The 13,616-nt window shown below is 47.0% G+C and carries 11 protein-coding genes; 10 read left to right on the forward strand and 1 reads right to left on the reverse strand.

The window, feature by feature from the left end; translation table 11 throughout:
* From A3K86_RS09420 to A3K86_RS23065, 10 genes are all read left to right on the forward strand, one after another.
* On the forward strand, positions 1-455 hold a 455-nt coding region (locus A3K86_RS09420; protein ID WP_269747610.1), incomplete at both ends, for an EF-Tu C-terminal domain-related protein.
* A gap of 260 nt (positions 456-715) precedes the next feature.
* Positions 716-1,093 carry a preprotein translocase subunit SecE gene (secE, locus tag A3K86_RS09425; RefSeq protein WP_068330654.1) on the forward strand — a complete coding sequence of 126 codons (378 nt, stop codon included), beginning with the start codon at positions 716-718 and terminating at the stop codon, positions 1,091-1,093.
* 11 nt (positions 1,094-1,104) lie between these two features.
* Entirely contained in the window at positions 1,105-1,650 is a 546-nt protein-coding gene (nusG, locus tag A3K86_RS09430; protein ID WP_068330655.1) for a transcription termination/antitermination protein NusG, read from the forward strand.
* Positions 1,651-1,776: 126 nt separating this feature from the next.
* The gene (gene rplK / locus A3K86_RS09435; protein ID WP_036817329.1) at positions 1,777-2,205 is read left to right on the forward strand and encodes a 50S ribosomal protein L11; all 429 of its coding nucleotides are present in this window, start codon (positions 1,777-1,779) and stop codon (positions 2,203-2,205) included.
* Between the two features lie 4 nt (positions 2,206-2,209).
* Complete coding sequence (rplA, locus tag A3K86_RS09440; protein WP_068330656.1) at positions 2,210-2,914, forward strand: 50S ribosomal protein L1; 705 nt, start codon at positions 2,210-2,212, stop codon at positions 2,912-2,914.
* Between the two features lie 253 nt (positions 2,915-3,167).
* Positions 3,168-3,662 carry a 50S ribosomal protein L10 gene (gene rplJ / locus A3K86_RS09445; protein WP_068330657.1) on the forward strand — a complete coding sequence of 165 codons (495 nt, stop codon included), beginning with the start codon at positions 3,168-3,170 and terminating at the stop codon, positions 3,660-3,662.
* 59 nt (positions 3,663-3,721) lie between these two features.
* Positions 3,722-4,087 (forward strand): 50S ribosomal protein L7/L12, encoded by a 366-nt coding sequence (gene rplL / locus A3K86_RS09450; RefSeq protein ID WP_068330658.1) that lies wholly within the window; start codon positions 3,722-3,724, stop codon positions 4,085-4,087.
* 221 nt (positions 4,088-4,308) lie between these two features.
* Positions 4,309-8,334, forward strand: coding sequence for a DNA-directed RNA polymerase subunit beta (gene rpoB / locus A3K86_RS09455; protein ID WP_068330659.1), 4,026 nt, complete (start codon positions 4,309-4,311; stop codon positions 8,332-8,334).
* 96 nt (positions 8,335-8,430) lie between these two features.
* Positions 8,431-12,645, forward strand: a complete 4,215-nt coding sequence (gene rpoC, locus A3K86_RS09460; RefSeq protein WP_068330660.1) for a DNA-directed RNA polymerase subunit beta' — start codon at positions 8,431-8,433, stop codon at positions 12,643-12,645.
* Between the two features lie 41 nt (positions 12,646-12,686).
* Positions 12,687-12,812 carry a hypothetical protein gene (locus A3K86_RS23065; protein WP_269747611.1) on the forward strand — a complete coding sequence of 42 codons (126 nt, stop codon included), beginning with the start codon at positions 12,687-12,689 and terminating at the stop codon, positions 12,810-12,812.
* Positions 12,813-12,955: 143 nt separating this feature from the next.
* Here A3K86_RS23065 and A3K86_RS09465 read toward each other — a convergent pair whose 3' ends face one another.
* A complete protein-coding gene (locus tag A3K86_RS09465) occupies positions 12,956-13,432 on the reverse strand; it encodes an Rsd/AlgQ family anti-sigma factor (RefSeq protein WP_068330661.1) in 477 nt (158 codons plus the stop codon).
* Positions 13,433-13,616 lie beyond the last annotated feature (184 nt).

Raw genomic sequence — 13,616 nt, forward strand, 5'->3', positions numbered from 1 at the left:
TTCATCCTTCCAATCGAAGATGTATTCTCAATCCAAGGCCGTGGTACTGTTGTAACTGGTCGTGTTGAGCAAGGTATCATCTCTGTAGGTGACGAAGTAGAAATCGTAGGTATCAAAGAAACTACTGCTACTACTTGTACTGGTGTTGAGATGTTCCGTAAACTTCTTGACGAAGGCCGTGCAGGTGAGAACGTTGGTGTTCTTCTACGTGGTACTAAGCGTGACGAAGTTGAGCGTGGTCAAGTTCTAGCTAAGCCTGGTTCAATCACTCCACACACTACTTTCACTTCAGAAATCTATGTTCTTTCTAAAGATGAAGGCGGCCGTCACACTCCTTTCTTCAAAGGTTACCGTCCACAGTTCTACTTCCGTACAACTGACGTAACAGGTACTATCGAGCTACCTGAAGGCGTAGAAATGGTAATGCCTGGTGATAACATCTCTATGACTGTTACNACAGTTGGTGCTGGTGTTGTTGCAACTATCGTTGAATAATATTTGACGACACGGTACTAAAAAGGGCATCATTTGATGCCCTTTTTCTGCGTTAAATGCCTAGATTGTTTGTTTTTTGGACATTGAACGCAGAGAAAAATTTATTGTGATGAAGTTTTTAGGCTGTTGATGATCATCTTTAATAGCTAATTTCATTCTCGTTGCCTCGCTCTTGCGGGGTGATTTTCGTCTATATTGAGACTAGTTACAGGTTGGTTGTATGAAAGCGAATGCCGAAAACCCAAGCAGCTCAAGCAGCATGGATGGCCTAAAGTGGGTTGTTGTTATTGCGCTGCTCGCTGCCGCTGTGGTTGGTAATTACCTGTACAGTGATGTTTCTGTAGTGTTCCGTGCCGCGGCTGTTGTAGTACTTGTTGCTGCTGCTGCTGGTGTGGCTGCACTTACAGCGAAGGGTAAAACCGCGATTACGTTTGCTCGTGAATCGCGCATGGAAGTCCGCAAGGTAGTATGGCCTACTCGTCAGGAAGCTACGCAGACAACCTTTATCGTTCTAGCTGTCACTGTTGTTATGGCGTTAGCCCTATGGGGCATTGACGGCATTATGGTCCGTCTAGTCCGCCTAGTTACCGGTGTGTGAGGTAAGAGTTCATGAGCGAAGCTCCAAAAAAACGATGGTATGTTGTTCAGGCTTTTTCTGGTTTTGAAGGCCGTGTAGCACAATCACTACGTGAACATATCAAAATGCATGGTATGGAAGACCAGTTTGAAGAGGTATTGGTACCTACGGAAGAAGTGGTTGAAGTACGTGCAGGCCAGCGCCGTAAGAGCGAACGTAAGTTCTTCCCAGGCTATGTACTTGTACAAATGGTGATGAACGATGAAACCTGGCACTTGGTACGTAGTATCCCTCGTGTAATGGGCTTCATCGGCGGAACATCTGATCGTCCAGCACCGATTTCTGATAAAGAAGCGGCGGCGATCCTTAATCGTCTAGAGAAGGCGAGCGAGTCACCAATTCACAAGACGGTATTTGAGCCGGGTGAAGTTGTTCGTGTTATCGATGGTCCATTCTCTGACTTCAACGGTACTGTTGAAGAAGTGGACTACGATAAGAGCCGTATTAAAGTATCGGTATCGATCTTTGGCCGTGCAACTCCAGTTGAACTAGAGTTCGGTCAAGTAGAAAAAAGCTGATCAAAAAGTAATCGGTTTTATATTGTCAGGGGCGTGAAATTAAATTATAATTTCGCGCCCTTTCGTTAGACGGGGAGTCTATTTTTTAAGAAATAGACGTTTGAACCCAAATTTAGGTATATAGCAATGGCTAAAAAAGTAGAAGCTTACATCAAGCTGCAAGTAGCAGCTGGTGCAGCAAACCCAAGTCCACCGGTTGGTCCAGCTCTTGGTCAACACGGTGTGAACATCATGGAATTCTGTAAAGCGTTCAACGCTAAGACTGACTCAATCGAGAAAGGTCTTCCAATTCCTGTTGTTATCACAGTATACAACGACCGTTCATTCACGTTCGTAACTAAGACTCCACCTGCTGCTGTTCTTCTTAAGAAAGCTGCTGGCGTTAAGTCTGGTTCTGGCCGTCCGAACACTGAGAAAGTTGGTACTGTAACTGACGCTCAGATCCAAGAGATCGCAGAAACTAAAGCTGCGGACATGACTGGTGCTGACATCGAAGCTATGAAGCGTTCGATTGCTGGTACTGCTCGTTCAATGGGTCTAGTGGTAGAGGGTTAAGACAATGGCAAAACTAACTAAGCGTATGCGCGTTATCCGCGAAAAAGTTGATGTAAACCGTGAGTACGACATCAACGAAGCTGTTGCTCTTCTTAAAGAACTAGCTACTGCTAAATTCACAGAGTCTGTAGACGTTGCTGTGAACCTAGGCATCGATGCACGTAAATCTGACCAGAACGTACGTGGCGCAACTGTGCTACCACACGGTACTGGTCGTGACATCCGTGTTGCTGTATTCACTCAAGGTGCAAACGCTGAAGCTGCTAAAGAAGCTGGCGCTGACCTAGTGGGTATGGAAGATCTTGCTGAGCAAGTGAAGAAAGGCGAAATGAACTTCGACGTAGTTATCGCATCTCCAGATGCAATGCGCGTTGTAGGTCAGCTTGGTACTATCCTTGGTCCACGCGGTCTAATGCCAAACCCTAAAGTTGGTACTGTAACTCCTAACGTTGCTGACGCTGTTAAGAACGCGAAAGCTGGTCAGGTTCGTTACCGTAACGACAAAAACGGCATCATCCACACTACTATCGGTAAAGTGGACTTCGATGCTGCTCAACTAAAAGAGAACCTAGAAGCTCTTCTAGTTGCTCTGAAGAAAGCTAAGCCTTCTTCAGCTAAAGGTACTTTCCTTAAGAAAGTTAGCATCTCTACCACTATGGGTGCAGGTGTAGCGCTAGACCAGAACACTCTGGAAACTAACGCACAATAATTTGCAGTAACGCCAAATTACTGTATAATTTGGCGTTCACAAATTTATGGCTGATGGTGGCTTACTCGTTAAGTCGCCTTCGTCCAAGACCGTAGGCGTTCTTCGGAACTTAATAATTACCTACGTAGACGGTGCCAGAACATGATTGATGTAAATCTATCTTGGATCTGCGCCGTACTAAACTCTCCTGTCATGTTGACAGTGAGTGGTGTAACGACTGGGGAAACCCAGCAGAAATCCAGGAGCTATTCCAATGGCATTAAATCTTCAAGACAAAAAAGCAATTGTTGCTGAAGTCAACGAAGCTGCCAATGGTGCCCTGTCTGCAGTTGTTGCTGACTCTCGTGGTGTTGCTGTTGATGCAATGACTTCTCTACGTAAAAAAGCTCGTGAAAACGGCGTTTACCTGAAAGTTGTTCGTAACACACTAGCACGCCGTGCAGTTGAAGGTACTGACTTTGAGTGTCTACAAGACACTTTCGTTGGTCCTACACTGATCGGTTTCTCTAACGAGCACCCAGGTGCTGCAGCGCGTCTTTTCAAAGACTTCGCTAAAGAGAACAAAGATTTCGAGATCAAAGCAGCCGCATTCGAAGGCGCTGTTGCTGACGCAGAAATTCTTGCGACACTACCAACTTACGACGAAGCTATCGCACGCCTAATGATGTGCATGAAAGAAGCTTCTGCTGGCAAGCTGGTACGTACTATCGCAGCTGTACGCGATCAGAAAGAAGAAGCAGCGGCTTAATTGCCTCGCTTTATCTGAACGCTATATTAAATTAATTGTTGATTTCAAAGAGAATTGTTATGTCTATCACTAACGAGCAAATCCTAGACGCAGTTGCAGAAATGTCTGTAATGCAAGTTGTTGAGCTTATCGAAGCTATGGAAGAAAAATTCGGCGTTACAGCTGCAGCAGCAGTAGTAGCAGGCGGCGCAGCAGCAGAAGCTGCTGAAGAGCAAACTGAATTTGACGTAATCCTAACAGCTGCTGGCGCTAACAAAGTTGCAGTAATCAAAGCTGTACGTGGCGCAACTGGCCTAGGTCTTAAAGAAGCTAAAGCTGTAGTAGACGGCGCGCCAGCACCACTTAAAGAAGGTGTTGACAAAGCTGAAGCTGAAGCTCTTAAAGCTCAACTAGAAGAAGCTGGTGCTTCTGTTGAAGTTAAGTAATAATTACTTAATTTCTTAGCCTTTTTAGGCTAATGGCTGGTGGCTAATGCCACCGGCCTTTTTGCGCTGTAGGGTAATGGTATTTTCACATTGTTTTGCCACCATTATCTGAGCAAAAAACGACCTACTTTCTTATGTGTCGTTCCTACAATAAACAATGTCACTAGTCACTGTCCCAAAGTTGGACAGTTTGGATCACTTATCAGCGATCTGAGGAACCTATGGTTTACTCTTATACCGAGAAAAAGCGTATCCGTAAGGATTTTGGTAAGCGTCCGCAAGTTTTGGACATACCATACTTGCTGTCGATCCAGCTTGAGTCTTTCACAAAATTCATCGAGCAGGATCCAGAAGGACATTACGGTCTAGAAGCTGCCTTTCGTTCTGTTTTTCCAATTCAGAGCTACAACGGCAATTCCGAGCTGCAATACGTTAGCTATCGTCTCGGTGAGCCGGTCTTCGATGTTAAAGAATGTCAGATTCGTGGCGTAACTTACTCTGCTCCACTTCGCGTGAAGCTACGTCTTGTTATGTACGATAAAGACGCGCCTGCTGGCACCGTAAAAGACATCAAAGAACAAGAAGTTTACATGGGCGAAATTCCGCTCATGACAGATAACGGTACATTCGTTATTAACGGTACCGAGAGGGTTATCGTATCCCAGCTGCACCGTAGCCCGGGTGTTTTCTTCGACAGCGATAAGGGTAAGACCCACTCCTCAGGTAAAGTTCTATATAACGCGCGCGTAATCCCATACCGTGGTTCATGGTTGGATTTCGAGTTCGATCCTAAGGATAACGTATTCGTACGTATCGACCGTCGTCGTAAGCTTCCAGCTTCTATCATTCTTCGTGCACTAGGTAAAACTACTGAAGAAATCCTTGACCTATTCTTCGAAAAAGTAAACTTCGAAGTTCAAGGCACTGCTTTAGTAATGGAACTAGTACCTGATCGTCTACGTGGCGAAACTGCAAGTTTCGACATCGAAGCGAACGGTAAAGTGTACGTTGAAACAGGTCGTCGTATCACTGCTCGTCATATTCGCCAACTAGGCAAAGACGGCGTTGATCATATCGAAGTACCTGTTGAATACATCGTAGGCAAAGTTGCATCACGTGATTACGTGAACGAAGAAACTGGCGAGCTAATTGTTGCAGCGAACCAAGAACTGAGCCTTGAGTCTCTAGCACTGCTTTCTCAGGCAGGTCACAAGTCTATCCAGACGTTGTTCACCAACGATCTAGACTTCGGCCCATACATGTCTGACACGCTACGCATCGATAATACAACTGATCGCCTAAGCGCATTGGTTGAAATTTACCGTATGATGCGTCCTGGCGAGCCGCCAACGCGTGAAGCTGCTGAGCAATTATTCGAGAGCCTATTCTTCTCTGAAGAACGTTACGATCTTTCTGCGGTTGGCCGCATGAAGTTCAACAGCTCTCTACTACGTGACACGACTACAGGTCCTGGCACGCTAGCCGAGCAAGACATCATTGATGTTATGCGTAAGCTGATCGACATCCGTAACGGTAAAGGTGAAGTTGATGATATCGACCACCTAGGTAACCGTCGTATTCGTTCAGTTGGCGAAATGGCTGAAAACCAATTCCGCGTTGGTCTAGTACGTGTTGAGCGTGCTGTTAAAGAGCGTCTAAGCCTAGGCGATCTTGATGCAGTAATGCCACAAGACCTAATCAACGCTAAGCCAATTTCTGCGGCAGTAAAAGAGTTCTTTGGCTCTTCTCAGCTGTCTCAGTTTATGGACCAGAACAACCCACTGTCAGAAGTTACTCACAAACGTCGTATCTCGGCGCTTGGTCCAGGTGGTCTGACACGTGAACGTGCTGGCTTTGAAGTTCGAGACGTACACGCGACGCACTACGGTCGTCTATGTCCTATCGAAACTCCTGAAGGTCCAAACATCGGTCTGATCAACTCACTTTCTGTGTTTGCTCAATGTAACCCTTACGGTTTCCTTGAGACTCCATACCGTAAAGTCGTTGACGGTAAAGTGACCGAAGACATTGAATACTTGTCTGCAATCGAAGAAGGTCAATACGTTATTGCACAGGCGAACGCCGCGCTTAACGAAGACGGTTCTTTTGCTGACGAGTTGATCACTGCACGTCAGAAAGGTGATTCAGGTCTGCACCCACGTGACCACGTTCAGTACATGGACGTTGCAACCAACCAGGTTGTATCTGTGGCGGCATCCCTAATCCCGTTCCTTGAACACGATGATGCTAACCGTGCTCTTATGGGTGCGAACATGCAACGTCAGGCTGTTCCAACACTACGCGCTGATAAGCCGTTAGTTGGTACAGGTATCGAGCGTAACGTAGCAGTTGACTCAGGTGTAACCGCGGTTGCTAAACGTGGTGGTATGGTTCAGTCAGTAGACGCATCGCGCATCGTTATCAAAGTTAACGAAAGCGAGCTTGTACCAGGTGAAGCTGGTATCGACATCTACAACCTGACTAAGTACACCCGTTCTAACCAGAACACATGTATCAACCAGCGTCCAACCGTGCTACCTGGCGAGCCAGTATCACGCGGTGATGTACTTGCTGATGGTCCTTCAACAGACCTTGGTGAGCTAGCGCTTGGTCAAAACATGCGTATCGCGTTCATGCCTTGGAACGGTTACAACTTTGAGGATTCCATCTTAGTATCTGAGCGTGTTGTTCAGGAAGATCGCCTAACAACTATCCACATCCAAGAGCTATCTTGTGTGGCGCGTGATACTAAACTTGGCTCAGAAGAAATCACAGCTGATATCCCGAACGTAGGTGAAGCTGCGCTATCTAAGCTAGACGAATCAGGTATCGTTTACATCGGTGCTGAAGTGAAAGGCGGCGACATTCTGGTAGGTAAAGTGACACCTAAAGGTGAAACTCAGCTAACGCCAGAAGAGAAGCTACTTCGCGCAATCTTCGGTGAGAAAGCGTCTGATGTTAAAGACTCTTCTCTACGTGTACCTAACTCTGTGTCAGGTACTATCATCGACGTTCAAGTCTTTACTCGCGATGGCGTAGAAAAAGACAAGCGTGCGCTTGAAATCGAAGAGATGCAGCTGAAAGAAGCGAAGAAAGACATCACTGAGGAATTCCAGATCCTTGAGGGTGGCCTTCTTGCACGTGTTCGCACACTGCTACTTTCTGCTGGTTACAGCGATGACAAGATCGCGGGCATGGACCGTGAGAAACTGTTCGCTCAAACGCTAGATGACGAAGCACTACAAAACCAACTAGAGCAGTTGGCGGAGCAGTACGACGAACTGAAAGCTGAGTTCGATAAGAAATTTGAAACCAAGCGCCGTAAGATCACTCAAGGTGATGACCTAGCGCCGGGTGTACTGAAGATTGTTAAAGTATACCTAGCTGTTAAGCGTCGTATCCAACCGGGTGATAAGATGGCGGGTCGTCACGGTAACAAGGGTGTAATCTCTAAGATCAACCCTGTTGAAGATATGCCGTACGATGAGAAAGGTCAGACTGTCGACATCGTTCTTAACCCACTGGGTGTACCATCTCGTATGAACATCGGTCAGATCCTGGAGACTCACTTGGGTCTTGCAGCGAAAGGTATCGGTGACAAACTGAACGAGATGTTGAAAGAGCAGCAAGAACTTCACAAGTTCCGTAACTTCCTGCAGAAAGTTTACGATCTAGGCGATACTCGTCAGAACGTAGATATTGCAGCGCTAAGTGACGACGAAGTTCGCACGCTGATCAAAAACCTACGTGGCGGTCTACCAATCGCGACTCCAGTATTTGATGGTGCTCCAGAGAAATCTATCAAAGAACTGTTGAAGCTAGGTGACCTACCAGAGTCTGGTCAGTTGAAACTGTTTGACGGTCGCACCGGTGATGCGTTTGAGCGTCCTGTAACTGTTGGTTACATGTACATGCTGAAACTGAACCACTTGGTTGATGACAAGATGCATGCCCGTTCTACCGGTTCTTACAGCCTTGTTACTCAGCAGCCGCTGGGTGGTAAAGCTCAGTTCGGTGGTCAGCGTTTCGGTGAGATGGAAGTATGGGCGCTAGAAGCATATGGCGCAGCTTACACTCTACAGGAAATGCTAACTGTTAAGTCGGATGACGTTAACGGCCGTACGAAGATGTATAAAAACATCGTTGATGGCGACCATCGCATGGAACCTGGTATGCCGGAATCGTTCAACGTATTGTTGAAAGAAATCCGCTCGTTGGGTATCAACATCGAGCTGGAAGACGAATAAGCAGGCATCAGCCATACTTATTAGTTACTCCGGTATAAATATGAAGGCGCCAGCAGACTGGCGCCTTTATGGGTCAACTCCTCACAGGAGCCGAATGTGAAAGACTTACTTAAGTTTCTGAAAGCACAACACAAGACTGAAGAATTTGATGCAATCAAAATCGGTCTTGCTTCACCAGACATGATCCGTTCATGGTCTTTCGGTGAAGTTAAAAAGCCAGAAACCATCAACTACCGTACCTTTAAGCCTGAGCGTGACGGTCTATTCTGTGCACGTATCTTTGGCCCGGTAAAAGACTACGAATGTCTTTGTGGTAAATACAAACGCCTGAAGCACCGTGGTGTTATCTGTGAAAAATGTGGCGTAGAAGTAACTCAGACTAAAGTACGTCGTGAGCGTATGGGTCACATTGAGCTTGCTTCACCTGTAGCCCACATCTGGTTCTTGAAGTCACTGCCATCTCGTATCGGTCTGTTAATGGACATGCCGCTACGTGACATCGAGCGTGTACTTTACTTCGAATCTTACGTGGTAATCGAACCTGGTATGACCAACCTTGAGCGTAGCCAGCTACTGTCTGAAGAGCAGTACTTGGATGCACTTGAAGAGTGGGGCGATGAGTTCGACGCGAAGATGGGTGCTGAAGCGGTTAAAGCATTGCTGTCTAACATGGACCTTAATGCTGAAATCGAGAACATGCGTGAAGAGTTGGAAGAAACTAACTCTGAAACCAAGCGTAAGAAGCTAACTAAGCGTCTTAAGCTTGTTGAAGCATTCCTACAGTCAGGCAACAACCCAGAGTGGATGATCCTGTCTGTACTACCAGTACTTCCGCCGGATCTACGTCCGTTGGTACCGCTAGATGGTGGTCGTTTCGCAACATCAGATCTGAATGATCTGTACCGTCGCGTAATCAACCGTAACAACCGTCTGAAGCGCCTACTGGATCTAGCAGCTCCTGACATTATCGTACGTAACGAAAAACGTATGCTTCAGGAATCTGTTGACGCATTGCTTGATAACGGTCGTCGTGGCCGCGCTATCACTGGTTCAAACAAACGTCCTCTGAAATCGCTTGCTGATATGATCAAAGGTAAGCAAGGTCGTTTCCGTCAGAACCTTCTTGGTAAGCGTGTAGACTACTCAGGTCGTTCTGTTATCACCGTAGGTCCATACCTACGTCTGCACCAGTGTGGTCTTCCTAAGAAGATGGCACTAGAGCTATTTAAACCATTCATCTACGGCAAGCTTGAGACTCGTGGTCTAGCGACAACAATCAAAGCTGCTAAGAAGATGGTTGAGCGCGAAGAAGCGGTTGTTTGGGATATTCTAGACGAAGTGATCCGCGAACACCCAGTAATGCTTAACCGTGCACCAACACTGCACCGTCTAGGTATTCAGGCATTTGAACCAGTACTAATCGAAGGTAAAGCGATTCAGCTTCACCCACTAGTGTGTGCGGCATACAACGCCGACTTCGATGGTGACCAGATGGCGGTACACGTACCTCTAACTCTGGAAGCACAGCTTGAAGCACGTGCACTGATGATGTCTACCAACAACATCCTATCGCCAGCGTCTGGTGATCCGATCATCGTACCTTCTCAGGACGTTGTATTGGGTCTTTACTACATGACGCGTGACAAGATCAACGCGAAGGGTGAAGGTATGTACCTTGAAGGCTCTGCTGAAGCAGAGAAGGCATACCGCACAGGTAGTGCAGAACTACACGCTCGCGTGAAAGTTCGCATCACTGAGCACCGCTACGACGAGCAAGGCAACCTAGTTGCTGATACTAAGCTTGTTGATACCACTGTTGGTCGTGCAATCCTATGGCAAATCGTTCCTAAAGGTCTGTCTTACGACCTAGTGAACACTGAAGCTCTAGGTAAGAAGCAAATTTCTAAACTGCTGAACACGTGTTACCGTGAATTGGGCATGAAAGACACAGTAGTCTTCGCTGACCAAATCATGTACACAGGTTTTGCATACGCGGCACTATCTGGTGTTTCTGTTGGTATCGACGATATGGTTGTACCAGACGCGAAATACACCAAGATCGCTGAAGCGGAAGCTGAAGTTGCTGAAATCCAAGAACAGTTCCAGTCTGGTCTTGTAACTGCTGGCGAACGTTACAACAAAGTTATCGATATCTGGGCAACAGCGAATGAGCAAGTTGCTAAAGCGATGATGGATAACCTGTCTTTCGACACTGTGGTTAACCGCGACGGTGAAGAAGAACAGCAGAAATCGTTCAACAGCGTATACATGATGGCCGATTCTGGTGCTCGTGGTTCTGCCGCTCAGATTCGTCAGCTTGCTGGTATGCGTGGTCTGATGGCTAAGCCGGATGGCTCAATCATCGAAACGCCGATCACTGCGAACTTCCGTGAAGGTCTGAACGTACTACAGTACTTCATCTCTACGCACGGTGCTCGTAAGGGTCTTGCCGATACCGCACTTAAGACTGCGAACTCCGGTTACCTAACACGTCGTCTAGTAGACGTAGCACAAGACGTAGTAATCACTGCGGATGACTGTGGTACGCACGCTGGTATCACTATGATGCCTCTAATCGAAGGCGGTGACGTTAAAGAACAACTAGGTGATCGTGTTCTTGGTCGTGTTGTAGCTGAAGACGTAATCAAGCCGGGTACAGACGAAGTTCTTGCGCCACGTAACACGCTTCTTGATGAGAAGTGGTGTGACATCCTGGAAGCAAACTCTGTTGACCAAGTGAAAGTACGTTCGGTTGTAACGTGTGAGAACGACTTCGGTTGTTGTAAGAACTGTTACGGTCGTGACCTAGCACGTGGTCACCTAGTGAACACGGGTGAAGCGGTTGGTGTTGTTGCAGCACAGTCAATCGGTGAGCCGGGTACACAGCTTACGATGCGTACGTTCCACATCGGTGGTGCGGCATCTGCAGCAGCAGCGGAAAACAGCATCCAAGTTAAGAACACTGGTTCTGTGAAACTACAGAATGCTAAGTTCGTAACTAACAACGAAGGTAAGCTTGTAATTACTTCTCGTGCGTCTGAAATGAGCATCATTGATGAATTCGGCCGTACTAAAGAGAACTACAAACTACCATACGGTTCGCACCTATCTAAAGGTGATGGCGATGCGGTAGCAGCTGGCGAAGTAGTCGCTAACTGGGACCCACACACAATGCCAATCATCACTGAGGTTGCGGGTCGCGTTAAGTTCGTTGATATGATCGATGGCGTAACTGTTTCTCGTCAAACTGATGAGCTAACAGGTCTGTCTATGATTACCCTACTAGACGCTGCTGAGCGTACTGGTGCAGGTAAAGACATGCGTCCAACCGTTAAACTAGTAGACGAGCAAGGTAACGATGTAATGATCGCCGGCACTGAAATGCCAGCACAATACTTCCTACCAGGTAAAGCTATCGTTCAACTAGAAGACGGTGCAGAAGTTGGTATCGGTGATACGCTAGCACGTATTCCTCAAGCTTCTGGCGGTACTAAAGATATCACCGGTGGTCTACCACGAGTTGCTGACCTATTCGAAGCACGTAAACCGAAAGAGCCTGCAATTCTTGCAGAAATCACGGGTACCGTTTCGTTTGGTAAAGAAACTAAAGGTAAACGTCGCCTAATCATCACACCTGCTGAAGGTAACGCGTACGAAGAAATGATTCCGAAATGGCGTCAGTTGAACGTATTCGAAGGTGAGAAGGTTGAATGTGGTGATGTTATTGCCGATGGTCCAGAAACTCCGCACGATATTCTACGTCTACGTGGTGTACACGCAGTAGCAGAATACATCGTGAACGAAGTTCAGGAAGTTTACCGTCTACAAGGCGTTAAGATTAACGATAAGCACATCGAGACTATCGTTCGTCAGATGCTACGTAAGGTAACTATCTCAACTTCTGGTGACTCTGAGTTCCTACCAGGTGAGCAAGTTGAATACTCTCGCGTAACGATTGCTAACCGTCAGCTAGAAGCTGAAGGCAAGCAACCTGCGACATACACACGTGACCTACTAGGTATCACGAAAGCGTCGCTAGCGACTGAATCATTCATCTCTGCGGCATCGTTCCAGGAGACAACACGCGTTCTTACAGAAGCCGCTGTTTCTGGTAAGCGTGATGAGCTACGTGGTCTGAAAGAAAACGTAATCGTTGGTCGTCTAATCCCAGCGGGTACCGGTTTCGCATACCACCAAGAGCGTCAACGCAGCCGTGATGCAGAACTTGAGCCAGTAGCGCCTCAAGTAGATCAAGAGCAAGCGACTCAAGATCTTGCAGCACTGCTTAACGCGGGTCTGAACGACGATTAATCATCGACGTCATACTTGATATAAAAAAGGCATCCTTCGGGATGCCTTTTTGTTTTCCGGCGTTTATCGGTTGTGCTTACGTCGCTGAGCCTGCGCTAGCTGAGTACATTGGCAGTGCGATCTTACTTTGCTTATTTCAGGCTTTAGCTGATGGCCTTGAGGCGTAAGATGTCTTTGAGGGCAAAAGTTGAGAGAAGAGTTCCACTCTATCGAGGTGGAAGTCACGTGCCACTAGGATGCAGCGTGAAAAAGTTATCGACGAAGCAGCTTGAACTGCTTCATCGTATTCATGAGGGAATACAGGCGGCGGTTAGGCGCCTGGAGGGCAGGCTAAGCTTTCGCTGATCAGCTCGATGAGTTGATCTTCTAAGGCGAAGCGTTGCTCCATTAATTGACCAATCACAGATAAATCATCATCTAAGCTGTCTAACGCTTCGTTGTCGTCACAGTAGCGATCTGCAAAGTTGAGGAGTGGATCTGTGGTTTGTGTGATTTTGAGATACAGCTGAGAAATGTCTTCGGTTGGCGAGTAGCCAGTATCGTTCCAGCGTGCCATTACCATGTCGTAAATTTTGAAGTGGCCTGCCGAGATATAGTCGACGAGCTGCTGGGAGAAAAGCTGTAATTGTGATGATTCGGGGAGCTGATTATTGCTATTGTCGAAAGGTGGTAACCCGGCGAGCTTGCAATAGTCGATAAGAAGTTGCTGGCGCGACAGTAGCCAATGATCGATTACGTCACTGGTGCCACCCCATTGTTGTTGTACTTGTTCGAATTTACTCAACATGACCATGCCCTCATGATCTAGCCGCAAATCATACCCAAGTCTGTGGTAACTGAATCATGCTTTCATTGTGCTCGAGGCTGTCAATGTAACAGCAATACAGAGGCATCCTGCCTATTAGGTGATACCGAATGACTGTTAGCAGACAGCATCACAGACCCAAGTATTACGCGGTACTATTACTACG

Origin of the sequence: Photobacterium jeanii (assembly GCF_001650345.1) — a bacterium.
GTDB classification, from domain to species: domain Bacteria; phylum Pseudomonadota; class Gammaproteobacteria; order Enterobacterales; family Vibrionaceae; genus Photobacterium; species Photobacterium jeanii.